The 19,149-nt window shown below is 43.2% G+C and carries 19 protein-coding genes; 9 read left to right on the top strand and 10 right to left on the bottom strand.

Annotation, left to right across the window (positions count from 1 at the left end; genetic code table 11):
* Window positions 1–250 precede the first annotated feature (250 nt).
* Complete coding sequence (locus PY364_RS25790; protein WP_275570566.1) at window positions 251–2,026, bottom strand: NFACT RNA binding domain-containing protein; 1,776 nt, start codon at window positions 2,024–2,026, stop codon at window positions 251–253.
* Between the two features lie 306 nt (window positions 2,027–2,332).
* On the opposite strand from PY364_RS25790, the gene PY364_RS25785 reads away from it, so the two are divergent.
* From PY364_RS25785 to PY364_RS25775, 3 genes are all read left to right on the top strand, one after another.
* On the top strand, window positions 2,333–2,599 hold the full coding sequence (locus PY364_RS25785) for a DUF370 domain-containing protein (RefSeq protein WP_275570565.1): 267 nt from the start codon (window positions 2,333–2,335) through the stop codon (window positions 2,597–2,599).
* Window positions 2,600–2,602: 3 nt separating this feature from the next.
* A complete protein-coding gene (gene gmk, locus PY364_RS25780; protein WP_275570564.1) occupies window positions 2,603–3,163 on the top strand; it encodes a guanylate kinase in 561 nt (186 codons plus the stop codon).
* A gap of 388 nt (window positions 3,164–3,551) precedes the next feature.
* Window positions 3,552–3,773, top strand: coding sequence for a hypothetical protein (locus tag PY364_RS25775; protein WP_275570563.1), 222 nt, complete (start codon window positions 3,552–3,554; stop codon window positions 3,771–3,773).
* 29 nt (window positions 3,774–3,802) lie between these two features.
* Here the strand turns inward: PY364_RS25775 and PY364_RS25770 are convergent, their stop codons facing one another.
* Window positions 3,803–3,868, bottom strand: coding sequence for a galactokinase family protein (locus PY364_RS25770; RefSeq protein ID WP_275570567.1), 66 nt, complete (start codon window positions 3,866–3,868; stop codon window positions 3,803–3,805).
* Window positions 3,869–4,058: 190 nt separating this feature from the next.
* Here PY364_RS25770 and PY364_RS25765 point away from each other — a divergent pair, with 190 nt between their 5' ends.
* The 4 genes from PY364_RS25765 to PY364_RS25750 all read left to right on the top strand — a co-directional run bounded on the left by PY364_RS25765 (window position 4,059) and on the right by PY364_RS25750 (window position 6,721).
* Entirely contained in the window at window positions 4,059–4,598 is a 540-nt protein-coding gene (locus PY364_RS25765; RefSeq protein ID WP_275570562.1) for a Dps family protein, read from the top strand.
* A 374-nt stretch (window positions 4,599–4,972) separates the two neighbouring features.
* Entirely contained in the window at window positions 4,973–5,206 is a 234-nt protein-coding gene (locus PY364_RS25760; RefSeq protein ID WP_275570561.1) for a hypothetical protein, read from the top strand.
* A 19-nt stretch (window positions 5,207–5,225) separates the two neighbouring features.
* On the top strand, window positions 5,226–6,158 hold the full coding sequence (locus tag PY364_RS25755; RefSeq protein WP_275570560.1) for a HEAT repeat domain-containing protein: 933 nt from the start codon (window positions 5,226–5,228) through the stop codon (window positions 6,156–6,158).
* A gap of 131 nt (window positions 6,159–6,289) precedes the next feature.
* A complete protein-coding gene (locus PY364_RS25750; protein ID WP_275570559.1) occupies window positions 6,290–6,721 on the top strand; it encodes a heavy metal-responsive transcriptional regulator in 432 nt (143 codons plus the stop codon).
* 353 nt (window positions 6,722–7,074) lie between these two features.
* On the opposite strand, the gene PY364_RS25740 is transcribed toward PY364_RS25750, so the two are convergent.
* From PY364_RS25740 to PY364_RS25725, 4 genes are all read right to left on the bottom strand, one after another.
* The gene (locus tag PY364_RS25740; RefSeq protein ID WP_275570557.1) at window positions 7,075–8,598 is read right to left on the bottom strand and encodes a carboxypeptidase M32; all 1,524 of its coding nucleotides are present in this window, start codon (window positions 8,596–8,598) and stop codon (window positions 7,075–7,077) included.
* A 55-nt stretch (window positions 8,599–8,653) separates the two neighbouring features.
* A complete protein-coding gene (locus PY364_RS25735; protein ID WP_275570556.1) occupies window positions 8,654–9,838 on the bottom strand; it encodes a tetratricopeptide repeat protein in 1,185 nt (394 codons plus the stop codon).
* A gap of 37 nt (window positions 9,839–9,875) precedes the next feature.
* A complete protein-coding gene (locus PY364_RS25730; RefSeq protein ID WP_275570555.1) occupies window positions 9,876–11,072 on the bottom strand; it encodes an LL-diaminopimelate aminotransferase in 1,197 nt (398 codons plus the stop codon).
* Window positions 11,073–11,263: 191 nt separating this feature from the next.
* On the bottom strand, window positions 11,264–11,590 hold the full coding sequence (locus PY364_RS25725) for a thioredoxin family protein (protein WP_275570554.1): 327 nt from the start codon (window positions 11,588–11,590) through the stop codon (window positions 11,264–11,266).
* 229 nt (window positions 11,591–11,819) lie between these two features.
* Between PY364_RS25725 and glpX the strand changes: the two genes are divergently transcribed.
* Window positions 11,820–12,857 (top strand): class II fructose-bisphosphatase, encoded by a 1,038-nt coding sequence (glpX, locus tag PY364_RS25720; protein WP_275570553.1) that lies wholly within the window; start codon window positions 11,820–11,822, stop codon window positions 12,855–12,857.
* Between the two features lie 100 nt (window positions 12,858–12,957).
* A complete protein-coding gene (locus PY364_RS25715) occupies window positions 12,958–14,244 on the top strand; it encodes a glutamyl-tRNA reductase (protein WP_275570552.1) in 1,287 nt (428 codons plus the stop codon).
* A gap of 214 nt (window positions 14,245–14,458) precedes the next feature.
* On the opposite strand, the gene PY364_RS25710 is transcribed toward PY364_RS25715, so the two are convergent.
* The 4 genes from PY364_RS25710 to PY364_RS25695 all read right to left on the bottom strand — a co-directional run bounded on the left by PY364_RS25710 (window position 14,459) and on the right by PY364_RS25695 (window position 18,879).
* Window positions 14,459–15,562 carry an ABC transporter ATP-binding protein gene (locus PY364_RS25710; RefSeq protein WP_275570551.1) on the bottom strand — a complete coding sequence of 368 codons (1,104 nt, stop codon included), beginning with the start codon at window positions 15,560–15,562 and terminating at the stop codon, window positions 14,459–14,461.
* 227 nt (window positions 15,563–15,789) lie between these two features.
* Complete coding sequence (locus PY364_RS25705; protein ID WP_275570550.1) at window positions 15,790–16,872, bottom strand: spermidine/putrescine ABC transporter substrate-binding protein; 1,083 nt, start codon at window positions 16,870–16,872, stop codon at window positions 15,790–15,792.
* Between the two features lie 49 nt (window positions 16,873–16,921).
* A complete protein-coding gene (locus tag PY364_RS25700) occupies window positions 16,922–17,806 on the bottom strand; it encodes an ABC transporter permease (protein WP_275570549.1) in 885 nt (294 codons plus the stop codon).
* A gap of 212 nt (window positions 17,807–18,018) precedes the next feature.
* Window positions 18,019–18,879, bottom strand: a complete 861-nt coding sequence (locus tag PY364_RS25695) for an ABC transporter permease (protein ID WP_275570548.1) — start codon at window positions 18,877–18,879, stop codon at window positions 18,019–18,021.
* Window positions 18,880–19,149: the final 270 nt, after the last annotated feature.

Raw genomic sequence — 19,149 nt, 5'->3', positions numbered from 1 at the left:
GTATGTCACCGCCCAGAGGGCGGCGTTACATATTCCTCAAACAGAACAACCAGCTTAAATAAAAGCTGGTCTGCAAAAATATTTAATTCCGTTGTGTTCTCAGAAGGAGGAAACCCAAACTGCGCCTTCCCAAGCTTGCAGGGGGTTATGAAGACTTTTGTCTTCCCTCTCAAGTAATACTTTAACAAAAAAAGTGCAGATATATAACAAAATGTTAAGCTTGTGTTCGCTTGATCGCGAGACAAAGCCATCAAACCCTAACTACAGCCTTAACAAAGGCTTGTTGCGGACGACCCCAAATAATTCGCTCTTGCTTATACACTACCATTCCAGGTTTCGCACCCTTGGGCTTATAAACATACTTCGGCTCAGTATAAACCACAGGCACTTGTTCGCTCTGACGTGCGCGACTGTAGTAAGCTGCCAAATTAGCTGCAAATTGCAAATCTGCTTCCTCAGCCACAGTACCCGGTTCTAGGCGTAGCAATCCGTGACTCCCCGGAATCTCTTGGGTATGAAACCACAGGTCATAATCTCCTGCTATGCGAAAAGTTAATAAGTCATTCTGGCGATTATTCCGACCAATTAATAGTTCAAAGCCACTGGGCGTTTTATAGCGATAAAAATCGGGCCCTTGTTCCTTAGCGGCGCGGGCTTCTTGTCCTAACCGCAGGCGATTACCGGGATCTTCGAGATATTTCTGCTGAATTAACTCGTCGCGAATTTCTTCTAGAGTCTGCAAATCTTCTGAGTTATGGTAGCTTTCTAAATGGGAAAGAGCGGCTTCTACTTGTTCTAAGTAATCTATTTCTTCCTGTACAACTGCTAACAGGGGTTCTACTGCTATACGAGCCCGTTTAAGCTTTTGGTGGCGTTTATAAAGGGATTGGGCGTTTTGGACGGCGTTTTTTTCGGGGTCAAGGGGAATGGTGGCTGGTTCCCCGGTTTCAAAATCAGGGAGAGAAATAGTTTTCATTCCTGGTTGCCATTGATGTAAATTTGCCATCAACAAATCTGCTTGCAATTTGTAGGAATCAGCACTAGCAGATTGTTGTAAACGTTCTTTAAAGGTATTAGCTTTGAGGCGTAATTTGGCTAGAAGGCTGCTAAGTTTCTGTTTTAATTGATGGCTCAGTTGCGCGAATACTTGTTGATTTAACTCGGCTGTGTAGTAGGTATTGAGTAATTTTTGTATGGATTCAACAGCCGATTTCCCATTCAGAAATTGCCTACTATTCCAGTCGATGACAGTGTAGCCTTGGGGCGTAAAACTGGGTTGAAAGTTGGATTTTTCTAAGGCTTGGAGCCATTGTTGCCAACAATTGTATAATTGTTTCCAATCTTCAGGACTGAGATTTAAGGTAGATCGATCGGGGTCTAAACCGGCGGCTGCGATCGCAGACATGACCAATGCTGAACTTAAGCCGCGATAATTTTTAAGTAAGTTCCGCCGCAATTGTCCGGGAACTAGGCTGATGCGTTGTTGCCATCGCTCTATAGGTTCGCTTAAATTTGGTACAGCATCGGTAAGTGATGGCGGAAGTTCGTAAGGTTGACCTGTTTGGATGGGGCGGACGCTGGACTGTTGGGCGCTGACTTGGTGGGCGCAGGTGACGATCAGGTTGTCTTGAGTAGTGAGGATAACGTTGCTATATTTAGACATGATCTCGACGTAGAGATGCCAGAGGGCGGGTTCTCCGGGTCTGCGGGCAAATTGTAGGTCGATGACTCTTTCCCAAGGGGCGACTTGTGCGATCGCCACCAGTGCTAAACTTCCTAGTTGATGCCGTAGTTGTTGGCTAAAGGTGAAAGTATCGGGCGTGCGAGGCGGTGGTGAACCAATGCAGAGGCGGGCACCTTGGGGATGCCAGGAAATGTCCAGCCAGCCGCGCCGATCGATCGTTCGCAGGGCTAAGGCGACAGTGTGGCGATCGCGCTGATATACTTGTTCCAGACGCGCCGGCAGCCAGTCTGAGCGCAGTTCGCAACAAGCAGCCATTAAAGTGGTAAAGTCAACTGGTTGCACGAGCAGCACCCTTTTTAGTCGTTAAATTACAGGTGTTGCAGTTCCCTACTGGCAAGCACAAATTATATTTTAAGACTATTTCGAGCAAAAAAGCCAGAAAGCACTTGCAGAATTAAAAATTAAAAATTAAAAATTAAAATTTTTGCAATTAAAAATTCAGAAATTATGCTAAAAAATGCTAGAAAATGCCGATAAAAACTAAAAAAGTCAGTTTTTATTAGTTTGAGGCTTGTAACTCAAATTTTTTGTAGATATCATTGAAATTAACAATGATAGCCTCACATACACGAGTCCCTTTAGTTCTGCATGGAAATTCAGCTAATTAATATCGGTTTTGGCAATATTGTGTCTGCGAACCGAGTGATTGCAATTGTCAGTCCTGAGTCTGCGCCAATCAAGCGTATCATTAGTGATGCACGGGAACGGGGACAACTCATTGATGCTACTTACGGTCGGCGCACTAGAGCGGTAATTATTACAGATTCCAGTCATGTAATTTTATCCGCAATTCAGCCGGAAACAGTTGCTCACAGATTCGTACTCCACAAAGATGGTCAAGGCAAGGATGATTAAGCAATGACGAATGGTAGATTGATTGTGTTGACAGGGCCTAGTGGGGTGGGAAAGGGGACTTTAGTGCGATCGCTCCTCCAACGCCACTCTCAACTATATTTATCAGTATCGGTAACGACTCGCTCTCCCCGCGAAGGGGAAATTGAGGGGAAACACTACTATTTTGTCAGTCGCACCAAGTTTGTACAAATGGTAGAGGCTGGCGAATTATTAGAGTGGGCTGAATTTGCAGGCAATTTTTATGGAACACCGATCGAGTCTGTAAAACAGGGGATTCAAGAGGGAAAATTAGTAGTCCTCGAAATTGAGTTAGAAGGGGCCAGACAAATTAGAGACACATTCCCAGAAGCAGTAAGGATTTTTATTTTACCGCCTTCCTGGGATGAGTTAGAGAGGCGGTTGCGGAGTCGAGGTCAAGATTCAGAGGATGCGATCGCCCGTCGTCTCCAACGTGCTAAAGAAGAAATAGATGCGGCTGGCGAGTTTGATTTCCAAGTAATTAATGATGATTTGCAAGGCACTTTAGAGCGTCTAGAATCTGTATTATTTGTTCCCGTGTCATAATTTTACTAGCAACTATAACTAGGGGCTACGATGCTCCGATGCTCAGGGCTAGGGAAGAAGGGAAAAGAGGGACTACGATGCTCCGATGCTCAGGAAGAAGGGGATAGAATCAATGGTAGAGGCAATTAGCTATATGTAGGTGGGCGCTTGCCTTAACCATCTCTAGCTATGAGTTACAGGCTTGGACGGCGATCGCCCACCTTACGTTTACCAATTACCACTTACCAATTACCAATTACCAATTGCTATATCTAACTTTAGTACGAGTCTGAGCCATTACATCTATTTCTTAAGATAGAAACTACCTAGATTCCCCCAGAATTGTGAAACAAAGTTTAAGGAGGCTTAGTCTTGCCTAACGAATGTGTAATTTCAAGGGGCAACTACTGTGAATTTAATTAGTACAATTGTTCAACACGCCATAGCCACAGGCTATTTGACCCTGGAAGCTGAGGAAAATTTGCGTCAGCTTTTGCAGATGACAAAGTACGGATTAGAAGACTTCGAGGCTTTTATTACTTTACAAGTAGAAGTAATCGAAGGTAGAGTCAAGCAAGAGGCGCGCGAATTGCTACTTTTAAACATAGCTACTAACCATAATAGCGTGTAGCCTTTTTCTAAAGCAGGATTTACGTGGCGTTAGCCTCCAGCCCAATCGCTGTGTTCGCCAAACAGACAAAGGCGGCCTGGAACAAAAATTTTCACTGCTTACCTCTCTCGATCGCACGGCCCAAAATATCGCATCATTTGCATCTATCTAAAGATATCTAATTAGAATATTTTACCCTGAATTGTTCCATATTTATCTAAATTCTATCATCCTCTTGGTTGATGTAATCCATAGATAAAATTTGTTCCAATGAAGTGAGAATAATGAATGTAAGGAGCCGTTTCTATGCGTAAGTTAAACATCGGTCTATCTGAAGATCAGCGTGCTGGCGCGATCGAATTATTGAATCACGATCTTTCAGATGCTTATCTACTCTTAATCAAGACCAAAAAGTATCACTGGGATGTTGTCGGCCCTCAGTTTCGTTCGCTACATCAATTGTGGGAAGAACACTACCAAGCATTAACTATCAATATTGACGCACTAGCAGAACGAGTGAGAGCTTTAGGTGGATATCCAATTGGTACTGCTGAGGGATTTCTGAAATATGCCTCCATTAAAGAACACATCGGCGATTTGCCTTTAGCGACAGAAATGGTGGCGCGTTTAGTGGAAGATCACGAGTTAGTTATCCGCAATCTTCGCAAGCATATTGATAGTTGCTCAGAAGAATTTAAGGATCAAGGAACCGCTGATTTCTTAACTGGTTTGATGGAGCAACACGAACAAATGGCCTGGATGCTACGCTCTTTTATAGAAGGAGAATCCATCTCGTCGGATGACCAGCAACCAAAAGCTAAAACTGCTACCGCGTCTCACGCCTAGAAATGGCGGGTTCATTTCTAAGGAATGAAGACAATTAAATAATTGACTCTTAAATATGTAGTTGCGCTATCTTCACTAAAGCGCAACTACATATTATTATTATATGCAGTAGTTAACGCTCTTCTGTCACTCTAAGCAGAGGAAAATAGGAAATATCTTCAACCAGCGTTGTCTGAGATTGAAGTAGATAAATGGCTGGCTAATTAAGCGGAGATTATTTGGGAAATTTTCCCATCCATTTCCGCCCCATGTCTTATTCTACTGTCCATACTCTATGTCCCAGTTTCGTAAGTCCTTAGCTAGTCAATTGTTTAACACTTAAACTATAATCACAATCAGTATAAGTAACTTTTCGTAATTTTAAAGAGGTTAATATGGAACTCCTGCTTGCTGCAATTATCGCTCTTGGTACTACGTTGGCTACAAAGGCTGTTGAAAAAACAGGAGAAAAGCTTGGTGAAGTGGTATTTGATAAAAGTAACAAGTTTCTGTCATCTCTCCAAGAACAGTCGCCGGAGACTGTAGCCGCTATTGAACTTGCTCCGGCTCAACCTTTGGATTACAGTAAAGCCGTACAGGAGATTCAGTCAGCCGCTTCAAATTTTTGAGCAGCGGTGGAAAGAGGTGATGTTGTTGTGGGTGGGGCGGGAGGATGAAAAGCTAAAGCCTCAGAAGGAAGGATTTATTAAGGCATTGGTAGAGTTTGAGGATGACTGTGGTGAGTGGAAAGCAGGAAAAGTAAAAGGTGTTTATAAGTATCGAGCCTATTTTCTAGCTGCTGTATTGATGGCAGAGTTTAAGGATTGTTCCCTAAGTAATGCAATAGTCGATCAAATTGTTATGTGGAGTTCTGTATATTTTAATTATGAGAAACTAGAGTGGTGGAAACTTCTAGATCCAATTGTAGAGGGAGCAAGGGAAGTTATGAAAGAGAAGGAAAAGCCAAGAGCGATCGCCACTTTAGTCGAAATAATCCGTACTTCTCAGAATGAATATATCCTGATGCAAGCGGCAAATAGCTTAGGGGAAATCGATAAAGACAACGCAGTTGCGATCGCCGCTTTAGTCGAAATAATCCGTACTTCTCAGAATGAATATATCCTGATGCAAGCGGCAGAAAGCTTAGGAAAAATCGGCAAAGACAACACAGTTGCGATCGCCGCTTTAGTCGAAATAATCCGCACTTCTCAGTATGAATTTACCCTGCTGGAAGTGGCAGCGACAGAAAGCTTAGGGAAAATCGGCAAAGACAACCCAGTTGCGATCGCCAGTTTAGTCGAATTAATCGGCACTTCTCAGTATGAATTGACCCGGAGGCAAGCGGCAGAAAGCTTAGGGAAAATCTTAACATTACCTCAGCAGATAGCAGGAGTGGTAACTGCTCTAAAAGACTACTTATCAGATGAGACTTACAACAATGATTTTGATAGATTAAATAATTGCTACAAAGTCCTCTGGCACTGCGCCCAAAGTCTCCCTTACCCGACTTTCTATGAAGCATGGCACTATCCCCCCACCACCCCAACCACAATCACCAAGACAGAACTTACGCACGATTAAGTAACGCCGCCTTCTAGGCGGTAAGAATACCGCCTAGAAGGCGGCGTTACGGATAGCTTTGCGTAAGTCCTATAAGAGTAGAAAATTTGGGTTTAAAATTTGTTTAAGTCCCCTTATTACCAACTAAAATTATGGGTACATCTGTTGCGGAAAAATTGCACAAAATTGGCGAAGTCGCGGCGATTAGCGGCATATCTGTAAAAACTATTCGCTATTATGAAGAGATTGGTCTGTTAGCGCCTACAGTCGAGCGTTCGGAATCACGTTATCGCCTGTTTGGGGAAGGGGTACTGAATCGACTGACTTTCATCAAGCGATCGCAATCTCTAGGCTTAAGTCTGAGCGAAATTAAAGATATTTTAGACATTCGCGATCGAGGTCAGCTACCCTGTGGGGAAGTGAAGCGGCATTTAGAAACCAAGGTAGAGGCCATTACTCAACAGATTGAGGCCCTAGAAGCTTTGAAAGCGGAGTTACAAGGAATCCTCCATAACTGGCAAGACCGACCCCCTGCTGAGCGTGTTAGCCGCACTATTTGCCCGAATATTCAACTGGAACGATAAAAAATAAAGGAAGAGAACATCGGTTCTCTTCCCTTGATTGTTTTGATTGTTTTGTGCTTTTAGCTGTTTTCGCAGAGTTTGATTTTGCTTTTTGAGCTGTCGAGCTCTCGCCGATCCGCCTCTACCTTTGGAGTTCCTGCCCTCATTACGGGGAGACTCCCAACTTTTTAGTCTCATAAGTTTGTCCTTTTTAAGCTAAGCTGTATAGCTTTTTTTATTATATACACCACTCTTGGAAAAGATCAAGAGCAGAACTTAAGCACTTTCCCTTCTTTCCCTTCTTTCCCTTCTTTCCCTAGCCCCTAGCCCCTAGCCCCTAGCCCCTAACCGCTGAAAGCGGTTGCTATAATTCCTCAAAGGGAATAAAAATCCCCATATTTTTGCCGAATGTAACGTATAAAGGGTTCGATCGTTAAGGGTGAACCTGTAACGCGCTCCATCAGTTCAGCGGCGGTGTATTTGCGGCCGTGCTGATAGATGTTTTCTTTCAGCCAGTTGTGTAGTAAACTAAAGTTTCCTTGCTCAATTTCAACGGGAATTTCTGGATCGAATTTAACGGCGGCTTCGTAAAATTGAGCACCGATCAAATTACCAAGGGCATAACCTTGGAACATTCCTCCAATCGTCGCTACATACCAGTGGACATCCTGCATGACTCCAATGCTATCGCTGGTGGGTACTAAACCAAGGTCACTTCTGTAACGTTCATTCCAGGCTTCGGGGAGATCGCGAACTGCTATTTTTCCTTCTAGCAGTGCTAATTCCAAGTCAAAGCGGATCATGACGTGGAGGTTGTAGGTTACTTCGTCAGCATCAGTGCGGATCAGCGATCGCTCTACCTTATTAATCGCTCGATAAAATGTATTGATAGAAACCTGGCCTAATTGTCTTAAGAATACGCCTTGCAACTGTGGATAGAAGCACTCCCAAAAACCGCGACTGTGACCTACTAAATTTTCCCATAATCGGGACTGACTTTCGTGGACACCGGAAGAAATACCGCCGGCCAGAGGTGTGCTTTCAAATTCAGGAGAATTGCCCAATTCATAAAGGGCGTGTCCCATTTCATGGATAGTGCTAAAAAGTGCTTGAGCGATGTTGTTTTCATAGATGCGGGCAGTAATTCGCACGTCGTCTATGGAAAAGTTGGTCATAAATGGGTGCAGACTTTTATCTTGCCGTCCTCGTTTAAAATCAAAACCAATGCGTTCTATGATTGTGCGACAGAATTCTAACTGTTGACTTTCGGGAAAATCTTGGTGTAAACAGGAGTCGTCTGTAGGCGGTTGGGAGGCGATCGCGTCTACAATTGGTACTAATTCCTGACGTAATTCGGCAAACAATGGTCGGAGTTTGGCAACTGTCATTCCGCAGTCGCTTAAGTCGATTAGCGGGTCAGCGATATGTTCGTTGTCGGGGAAAAAGTCGCTATATTCTTGACTTAATTCTAAAGTTTTTTCCAAATAGGGCTCTACGGCGGCGAAGTTGTTCTCTGCCTTAGCTTTGGCCCAAGCTTCGTAGCAGGCGGCTTGGTGGCGGGAGAATTTGGCCATGAATTCTGAGGGGACTCGTGCGGCGCGATCGTAATCTTTGCGGGCTATGCGGATCAGACTGGCTGCGGTAGAGTCGTAGGGTAGGCTGGCTTCGCAGGGTCGCAAATCTTCTAGCAGTTGTCCGATGGCGGGATCGATGAATTTTTCGTGGCTAATTTGTTTGAGGGTTGCCAGTTGGCGGCCTCTAGCATTGGCTCCTCCCACTGGCATATATGTTGCCTGATCCCAGTGCAGCACGGCTGCGGCTGATTCGATGTCACTAATTTCGCTCAGGCGCGTTTTGAGGAGAGCGAATTTTGCTTCGGTTTGGTCGAGTGCGTGCATGATTTGGGGGTACGGGTGCTCAGTAATGCCATTGTATTTGTGGCATTCTTCTATTTCAATTAGCTTTATTTTGAGTTAAATCGACAAATCGCACATCTTTCTGTAGTTTATGAAACTTTGAGTCAGTTTTGCACAATTTGCGATATTTTTTGGGATTGAGTGCGATCGCGTATTGGAGGTTTTCGATCGCGCTGTCTATGTTGTTTTGTTGGCAGTACAAGCCTGCTTTGTGATAAAGTGCGGCGGCATCGTCGGGTTTGATTTCTAGAACTTTGTTGTAGGAAGCGATCGCTTCTTCTATTCGCTCCAATTTGCTGAGGGCTATTGCCCGATTGTACCAAGCTTCGCGGTTCTGTGGGTGGAATTCTAGGCTTTTGTCCCAAGAGGCGATCGCTTCTGCAAATTTCTCTAAGTTGGCTAGTGCTAAACCGCGATTGTACCAGGCTTCGTGATAGTCTGGTTTGAGTTCAACGGCTCGATCCCAGGATGCGATCGCTTCTTGTAATTCTCCTGACTGGATTAAAGCTGTTCCTCTTTTGTTCCAAACTTCCCAGGCGTTGGGTTTGAGTTCTAAAGTTTTGTCGTAGGAGGCGATCGCTTCTGCAAATTTCTCTAAGTTGGCCAGTGCTAAACCGCGATTATACCATGCTTGATGTAAGTTAGGTCTGATTTCTAAGCTTTGGTCGTAGGAGGCGATCGCTTCTGCGAATTTTCCTAAACTTTTCAATGCCATGCCTCGGTTATACCAGGCTTCGTAGTAATCTAGTCTAATTGCTAAAGCTTTGTCATAGTCTGCGATCGCCTCTTCATTCCGTTCTAGGTTGACGAAAGTATTGCCGCGATTTGACCAAGCCTCGTAGTAGTCTGGTCTTAACTGTAAAGCTTTGTCGTAGTCAGCGATCGCTTCTTCAAATCGCTCTAAACTTCTCAGAGCATTAGCTCGATTGTACCAAGCTTCAGGATTCTCTGGTTTAATTTCCAGACTTTTATCATAGTCCGCGATCGCCTCTTGATTGCGTCCCAGTTTTCTCTGGGCTACGCCGCGATTGTACCATGCTTCATAAAAGTCAGGATCGAGTTCGACAGCTTGAGTCCAAGACGCGATCGCATCTTGGAAGCGTCCTAATTCTACCAGAGCATTGCCCTGGTCGTAACAGGCTTGAGGATTGTGGGGTGTGGTTTCTATGGCTGCTTTATTCCCAGAAGCGATCGGCTTTTCTATGGTAGCTAATTTTTCCAAAGTATTTGACCTCTGTAAAATCAAATTGCCTCACCATTTAGAAATCTGAGTAAACGCTTAGGAATTTGCCAATTTTAGCTGCGGCTAACTCCAAAACTGCTGGCGGCTCTACTAGGGCAAATCTAACATAGCCTTCTCCTGCCTTACCAAAACCTGCACCTGGTGAAACTGCTACTCCTGTTTTTTGTACTAATTCCATACAAAATTTGATAGAATCTTGATTCCAAGGCTCAGGTAGTTTAGCCCATACATACATAGTAGCCACAGGCTCAGGTACTTGCCAGCCTATACTATGAAGTGCTGCTACAAAGGCATCCCGGCGCTGGCGGAAGGTTTCAACTGTTGTCGTGACACGATCTTGGGGGCCCGTTAATGCTGCGATCGCGCCGTTCAAAATTCCTCGGTACTGGTTGAAGTCAATCGCAGCTTTCACCTTTCGCAACGCCTCTATTAACTGAGCATTTCCAATCGCATATCCGACTCGAAACCCCCCCATGTTGTAGGATTTGGAAAGGGTGAAAAACTCAATAGAAACGCTTTTTTCGGGGTCAGCTTGTAAAATGGAAGGGGCGGTGTCGCAACGGGATAACTCCTCTGAAAATACTAAATCGACATAAGGGAAATCGTGAACTAAAACTAGATCGTGTTCCTGACAAAAGGCAACGGCTTTTTGGAAAAAAGAGAGAGGTGCGATCGCAGTTGTAGGATTATGAGGATAGCTCAACACCATCATCCTCGACTGTGCGAGTACCGCAGCCGGAATCTCCTCAAATACAGGTAAAAAGCCATTCTCCGCCCACAATGGCATTGGATAAATCTGACCTGAAGCTAAGTAAACACCGCCTGCATGAGAAGGATAACCGGGATCGAGCAACAAGGCAAAATCTCCGGGGTTTAGCACTGCTAAGGGTAAATGAGCCGTCCCTTCCTGAGAACCAATTAAAGGTAAAACTTCAGTTTCAGGGTTAACTTGAATACCGAATTTCTGGGCGTACCAATTCGCCGCTGCTTCTCGAAAAGCTTTAGTTCCGTTAAAGAGTAAATAGCCATGAGTGCTGCTATCAGATAAAGACTCTGCGATCGCATCTATGACATTCTGCGCCGTTGGCAAATCAGAAGAACCCAGAGACAAATCAATTGTCTCCTGTCCCGCCGCCCTAGCTAATGCCTTCGCCCGATCCATATCAGCAAATACATTCGCTCTCATAGCGTCTAAACGTTTAGCAAATTGCATAATATTAATTTGTTAGTTGTTAGTTGTTGGTTGTTAGTTGTTGGTTGTTGGTTGTTAGTTGTTAGTTGTTAGTTGTTAGTTGTTGGTTGTTATGGTTAAAAAAAACAAATTAAAAATCAAAAATGTTGGTAGACACTACCGCCGACCCAAAATATCATTTTTAATTTTTAATTTTTAATTTTTAATTTCTCTTACAAGTGTTCCTCAAGAAGACTAGCTAACTTTTGCTTAGTAATAGCTCCCTCAAAGGTGGCAATTACCTCAGAGTCTTTAAACAGCCTTAGAGCGGGGACTCCTTCAACTTTATACTGCTTAACGGCAATGGGATTGGGGTCTATTTCCATCTTAACGACCTTGAGGCGATCGCTATACTCCGACGCTACCCACTCCACAGCAGGTGCAACCAACTTACAAGGGCCGCACCAAGCAGCCCAAAAATATGCTAGAACAGGTTGCTCTGCTTTCAAAACTTCGGTTTCAAATTGCTCGTCGCTAATGACTAAAACGCTGCTGCTCATGGCTCTCCAATCTGACAGTACCGCTGGAAACACACCGATCTCGGACTGTATATTATATCACTTATGTCTCGATTCCTCAGTTTTCTCAGCTAATCCATAGTCAGCAGCAAAACTTAACACAAACTGAAGTAAACCCCAACGTTAACGAGATCCCCGCCTCTGATAGACTTTAACACTGGGAGTGCTAGAGAATACAGGCACGGACGACTTAATTGGGAGGATATACTTCGTGGATAATGTAATCGGTTTAGAGATTATTGAGGTAGTTGAGCTGGCTGCGATCGCGTCATCTCGCTTGATGGGTAAAGGCGACAAGAATGAAGCCGACCAGGTAGCTGTGACAGCCATGCGCGATCGCATGAACAAAATTCATATGCGCGGCCGCATCGTCATCGGTGAAGGCGAACGCGACGATGCTCCCATGCTTTATATCGGCGAACAAGTCGGCATTTGTACCCAGGAAAATGCCAAAGATTTTTGTAACCCCGATGAACTGATGGAAATTGACATCGCTGTTGACCCCTGCGAAGGCACTAACCTAGTGGCCTACGGTCAAAACGGGTCAATGGCAGTGCTAGCAATCTCCGAAAAAGGTGGTTTGTTTGCAGCGCCAGATTTCTACATGAAAAAGCTAGCAGCTCCAGCAGTTGCCCGCAATCATGTAGATATTAACAAGTCAGCCACCGAAAACCTGAAAATTATTTCAGATTGCATGAATCGCGCCATCTCCGACTTGGTGGTGGTAGTAATGGATCGCCCCCGGCACAAAGACTTGATTAATGAAATTCGCGAAGCAGGTGCAAGAGTGCGCTTGATCAGCGATGGTGACGTTTCCGCCGCGATTTCCTGTGCATTTTCGGGTACAAACATCCACGCATTGATGGGAATTGGCGCTGCACCTGAAGGCGTAATCTCAGCAGCGGCGATGCGCTGTTTGGGTGGTCACTTCCAAGGTCAACTTATCTACGATCCAGACGTTGTAAAAACTGGCTTGATCGGTGAAAGTAAAGAGGGAAATCTTAAGCGGCTGAAAGAAATGGGTATCACAGACCCAGACAAAGTTTACAACGCAGAAGAACTGGCCTCTGGCGAAACAGTCTTGTTTGCAGCCTGTGGCATTACTCCCGGCACACTGATGGAAGGTGTACGCTTCTTTGCAGGCGGCGCACGTACCCAAAGTTTGGTAATTTCTTCTCAGTCAAAAACAGCTCGGTTTGTGGATACAATCCATATGTTTGATGAACCGAAGTCACTGCAATTGAAGTAATTCTTAACAGTTAACTGTTAACTGTTAACAGTTAACAGTTAACTGTTAACCAGCAAATTAACAAATTAGCAATTAACCATTAGCAATTAACCATTAGCAAATGAATATTGCAGTCATAGGTCTCAGTCATAAAACAGCGCCAGTGGAAGTTCGGGAAAAACTGAGCATTCCAGAAACAAAAATAGAAAGCGCGATCGCCCAACTTTGCGGTTATCCTCACGTTGAAGAAGTTGCTATTCTCAGCACTTGTAACCGCTTAGAGATTTATATTGTCACCAGCGACACAGAACCGGGAATTAGAGAAGTTACTCAATTTCTTTCTGAGTCAAGCAAATTGCCACTCGTTTCTTTAAGACCTCACCTATTCATGTTGCTGCACGAAGATGCCGTCATGCACCTGATGCGAGTTGCAGCAGGACTCGATAGCTTAGTGCTCGGAGAAGGGCAAATTTTAGCTCAGGTGAAACAAACCCATAAACTCGCACAGCAGTATAAAGGAATTAGCCGAATTTTAGAACGCTTGTTCAAGCAGGCGCTCACCGCAGGCAAGCGAGTTCGCACCGAAACTAGCATCGGTACTGGCGCTGTTTCTATTAGTTCTGCGGCGGCAGAATTAGCTCACATGAAAGGTCAAAATTTAGCATCAAGTAAGATCGCTATTCTCGGTGCTGGCAAAATGTCGCGGCTTTTGGTGCAGCATTTGGTCTCAAAAGGAGCTAGCGAAATTGCGATTATTAACCGTTCTGTACGACGAGCTGAGGAATTAGCGAGTCAGTTTAAAGAAGCGCGGTTAAACCTTTATCCGCTGTCGGAAATGATGCAAGTTATTGCTGCATCGGATTTGGTTTTTACCAGTACAGCAGCAACAGATCCGCTGTTAAATAAAGCTAAATTAGAAGCAGTTTTAGGTCAGAATCAGTATTTAATGTTGGTGGATATTTCCGTTCCCCGCAACGTTGATGCTGATGTTAATGACTTGCGTAATGTGAGGTCGTTTAATGTAGATGACCTGAAAGCTGTTGTAGCTCAAAATCATGAAACTCGCCGCAAGATGGCTCAGGAAGCTGAGGGATTGTTGGAAGAGGAAGTAGAAGCCTTTGATGTCTGGTGGCGGAGTTTGGAAACCGTTCCAACTATTAGCTGTCTGCGGGATAAGATCGAATCAATTCGCGAACAAGAGTTAGAAAAGGCTTTGTCTCGTTTGGGTTCTGAGTTTGCAGAAAAACATCAAGAAGTGATTGAAGCTTTAACCAGGGGGATTGTGAATAAAATTTTACACGATCCGATGGTGCAGTTGCGAGCACAGCAAGATATTGAGGTGCGCCGCCAAGCGATGCAGACTTTGCAAACGCTTTTCAATCTTGATGTGGGTAAGCAGTTCAGTTAAATGCAGAGTGGGCGCAATAGCGCCCACTTTACAGCGTTAAGTAGTCGGACAAAAATAAACGTAGTCATGTCATTGCGAGCCCAGCGAAGCAATTCGCTTGCGCCTTGAGATTGCTTCGCTGGGCTCGCAATGACATTGTTTATTTTTGTCCAGCTACTTATAATTTAGATAGCCTCTGAATTGTTTAAAATTCAAACTAAAAACATGATAGAATCTAATACTTATCCGATTCCAAAATACAAATACTCTCCGGCGAAACCACCACCCGCACCCTATCACCTACCGCATACCGCCGCAAATCATCTCGGTGCAAATTCTGTCTGCGAACCACCACAGAACTCCGATCCGTCAACCGCACAGAATACCGCGTATCAGTACCAATATAAACCTCATCTTCTACCGTTCCTAACCAAGCATTTTCTACCCCATAATCTGAAGGATAAATAGTCGCCTTTTCCGGCCGCACAACCAAGGTTACAACCTTACCAACTGGCATATCTTTTGTTTCCGTAACTAATACTGATAACTGTTCATCAACCAACACGATAACTTTACCAGCCAAGGTTTGAATTACTCGCCCAGTTAAGAAATTAGTCTCCCCAATAAAATCAGCAATAAAGCGAGTTTTCGGATACTCATAAATATCAATAGGTGTCCCAACTTGTTGTATCTGACCTTCATATATCACTGCAATTCTATCAGACATCGTTAAAGCTTCTTCCTGATCGTGAGTCACATAAATAAAAGTAATTCCTAACTTTTGCTGCATCCGTTTCAATTCCGTCTGCATTTCCTTCCGCAGCTTCAAATCCAGAGCTCCCAGCGGTTCATCAAATAGTAATACAGAAGGTTGTTTTACTAATGCTCTTGCTAAAGCTACTCGCTGCTGCTGTCCTCCTGATAACTGACGTGGATAGCGCTTTTCCATATCAGTTAACTGCACTAATGCCAAAGTATCAGCAACGCGATTCCGAATTTCTCGGCGTGGTAAATTCTCCATTTCTAGCCCAAAAGCTACATTTTGAGCCAGAGTTAAATGAGGAAATAAAGCATAATTTTGGAAAACTGTATTGACTGGGCGGTGAAACGGAGGCCGATCTTTCATCGGTTCCCCGTGAATGTAAATTTCGCCTGTTGTAGGGATTTCAAAGCCAGCAATCATTCGCAAAGTAGTAGTTTTACCACAGCCAGAAGGCCCTAATAGTGAAAAGAATTCCCCGTCAGTAATTTGCAAGTTGATGTTATCTACAGCTAAGCAATCTTTTTTCCGGGAATCTTTAAAACACTTAGAAATATTAACCAGTTCAACGGCGTACATTGTTAGTTGTTAGTTGTTAGTTGTTAGTTGTTGATAGTTAATGGTTAATGTTTCAGGACTTACGCATCATTTACCTAACGTCGCGATCCTGGGGGTGACTTTACCGCCAGGATGGCGGCGTTACGGATAGTTTTGCGTAAGTCCTATGGTTATCTGTTGATTATCGCATAAAAGTTTATTTTTGTTTGCTAATTAACAACCAATAACCACTAAATAACAACCATTTCCTATTTGCCAAATGCAGCCTTAACCTCCGTCCAAGCTCGATCGTATAATGCCGTTGCCTTGCCGATATCTTCAATGTATTTGAGTTTAGAAAATATTTCATTTGGAGGATAAATTTGAGGATTTTTCCGGTCTTTTTCATCTATTAAACCCTGGTCTATAGCCGCCTTATTGGGCGAACCAAAATGGATAAAATTAGAGATTTTAGCACCAATTTCTGGCTGTAAAACGAAGTTGATAAATTTCTCAGCTAATTCCTTATTTGGTGCATCCTTCGGAATAGCTATATTGTCAGTAAAAACAATTGTTCCTTCTTTAGGAATAGCAAAACGTAAATCTGGGTTTTCTGTCATCACCTGGAAAATATCGCCGCTCCATTCCATTGTCAAATTTACTTCTCCTTGAGCAAGCAAGTTTTGACCTGTATCTGGGACAAAAGCGGCAATCATGGCTTTATTTTTGATCAGTAAGTCACGGGCTTTGTTAATCTCATCGGGATTTGTTGTATTTGGGTTATATCCTAAATACATCAATACACCAGAAAATGTGTATCGTGCATCGTCTTGCCATGCTACTTTGCCAGTAAATTTTGGATCAAACATTGCCTCCCAACTGTTAATTTCAGTCTTTGTTGCTTTCAGATTATAGCCAATCCCCATAGTCCCCCACTGGTAAGGAAATGAGTATTTATTGTCTGGATCGAAGGATTGCTTTACAAACTTAGGATCGAGGTTTTTCTGATTAGGAATTTTCTCTAAATTAAGCGGCTCAAGCATATTCTCAGACACCATGATTTTCACCATGTAATCGGCTGGAAATACTAAGTCGTAACCGGGGTTTCCTTGCTTTAGTTTGGCATAAAGGGCATCACTATTATCGTAGGTGTCGTATTTAATTTTGACATTATTCTCTTTCTCAAATTGTGCAATTACCTCTGGTGCGACATAAGTTGAATAGTTATAAATGCTTAGCACTTTTTCACTGCCGCTACTTATTCCGGGAGTATTTGCATTGTTACTACTACAACCGAAGGGTAAGATTGCACTGATTATAAACAACAGGAGGAAGGTTAGTAGACGCTTCATAATTTTTGTCTGAAGGAAGAGGGAATAAGTCTGTACCATTTTAAGTATTTTAACTTTTCTGGATAGTTAGCGATGATACCACAAGTAACAGGGAAGCTAGCAACATCAAAGTTGAGATTGCATTGATGGCTGGTGTCACCGTAAACTTAATCATCCCATAAACGAACAACGGCAGAGTTGTCGATCCCACACCGCTAGTAAAAAAACTTATTACAAAATCATCTAAGGATATGGTGAAAGCTAATAAAGCAGCGCTGAAAATTCCTGGCCAAATTAAAGGCAAGATGACGCGCCAAAAAGTCCGCCATTCATTCGCGCCTAAGTCTAAGGCTGCTTCTTCTAAAGCCGGATCTAATTCTGCCAAACGCGCCCTCACAGTAATAGTAACAAAGGAAATATTAAAGGCAATGTGACCGATAATTACCGTAGGCAAGCCGAGGGTAATGCGAATTCCTATTAGATTTTCTACTAGCCTAAATACTAGGGTAAAGAAAACTAGCAAGGAAATACCCATTGTAATCTCAGGAATGATAATCGGTAAAAAAAGTAAGGCTTCTAATGTTCTCCTGCCGGGGAAACGAAACCGCTCTAATGCCAGTGCTATCATCGTACCAAAGATTGTCGCTAGCAGAGTAGAAATAGCGGCAATTAGCAAGCTATTATTTAGCGCTTCCCATAATCCTGCATCGCTAATGTTAGCAGATCCTTGGGCTGAGCCCTCTACGATTACACCCGCACTTACGAATAAGCTGCGATACCAGTTTAGGGTAAAGCCGTGCCAAACGGCATTAGATCGGGAGGTATTGAAGGAGTAAATAATTAATATTAAAATTGGTAGGTAAAGAAAGGTAAATCCTAATGCTGCTTGTACCCAGAGCAAACGTTTGCCAAGTGAACGAATTAATAAATCTAATTTGGGGCTTTTGTGATTCATTGGTAATGGCTAATGGCTAATGGCTAATGGCTAATGGCTAATGGCTAATGGCTAATGGCTAATGGCTAATGGCTAATGGCTAATGGCTAATGGCTAATGGCTAATTTGTGGTTCAATACTTATATAAAAGTATACGTATTGCGGCCGTACCATGCGTGCGTGTAAGTCTTGTGGTTGAAAGAATGGCGGGTGAAATTTGAAAATTTTACTATTTAGCTTTCCTCTTCTGAAAGATGGAAATAAATTAACATAGGAACTAAGATTAATACCATTAGTAACATAGAAAGTGCAGAACCAAAGGGCCAGTCACGAGCTTTGAGGAATTGATTTTGAATCAAGTTTCCTACCATCATTGTTTTAGCACCGCCTAAAATATCGGGTGTGATAAAAGCACCTACTGTTGGGACAAATACCAGTATAGAACCAGCGATAATCCCGCGCATTGTTAACGGTAATATGATGCGCCATAAGGTACGAAGGTCATTAGCTCCTAAATCTTGGGCGGCTTCTACTAATCTAAAGTTGAAACGTTCTATGGTAGAATATAATGGTAAGACCATAAATGGCAGATAACCATAAATTAAACCAATTGTGACGGCAAAAGGAGTGAAAAGCAAGTGTAATGGTTCGTTGATAATTTGCAGGCTTTGTAGGGCTACATTAATTACTCCTTTACTTTGTAGGAGAACTATCCAGGCGTAAGTCCGTACAAGAAAGTTAGTCCAAAAGGGAATAATAACTAGCAATAGTAAAGCATTTTTCCATCGGGGCGATCGCGTGGCAATGAAAAATGCTAGGGGATAGCCAATTAGCAAGCAAGCTGCGGTGGTAAGCAATGCTAGCCAGAGCGATCGCCAAAGCACTCCTAAGTAAATATAACTATTGATATCGCCTAATAAACGCTGATAGTTACTGATGGTAAAAGTCCAGGTGACACCGCCGTAAGTACCACGTTCTAGGAAACTGTAAAGTAAGACAATCAGCAGCGGTACAACGAAAAAAATTATCAGCCAAAATGTGCCGGGAAATAACAGCAGTAAAAGATTAATTTTTTTCCGGGTTTTGCTAGTCATTTGTTGATATATTAAGTTTGGAAAAGTAGGAGGTAAGAAAAAATGCCCCCTAGAAAGTTTTTTCCTTGGTTTTAGGATAGAAATGCCTAAGTGTTGAGTCCTAATGGCTTTGCCGGAGAGGATAATCCAGGTATAAGAAGTCAAAACTTACTCGCTTAAGTTAAACTATACCTTAGAGGCTAATCTCTACCTAATGGTATTTGTCGATTTGCAGGAATCTTTTCGATCCAATCGAACGTCTCATAGTCTGAAATATTAATCAATTTCGAG

This window comes from Kamptonema sp. UHCC 0994 (assembly GCF_029167235.1).
In the GTDB taxonomy this organism is placed as follows: Bacteria; Cyanobacteriota; Cyanobacteriia; order Cyanobacteriales; family Microcoleaceae; genus Kamptonema.
The sequence above is the reverse complement of the archived record's forward strand: the minus strand, read 5'-3'. Positions and strand labels throughout refer to the sequence as shown.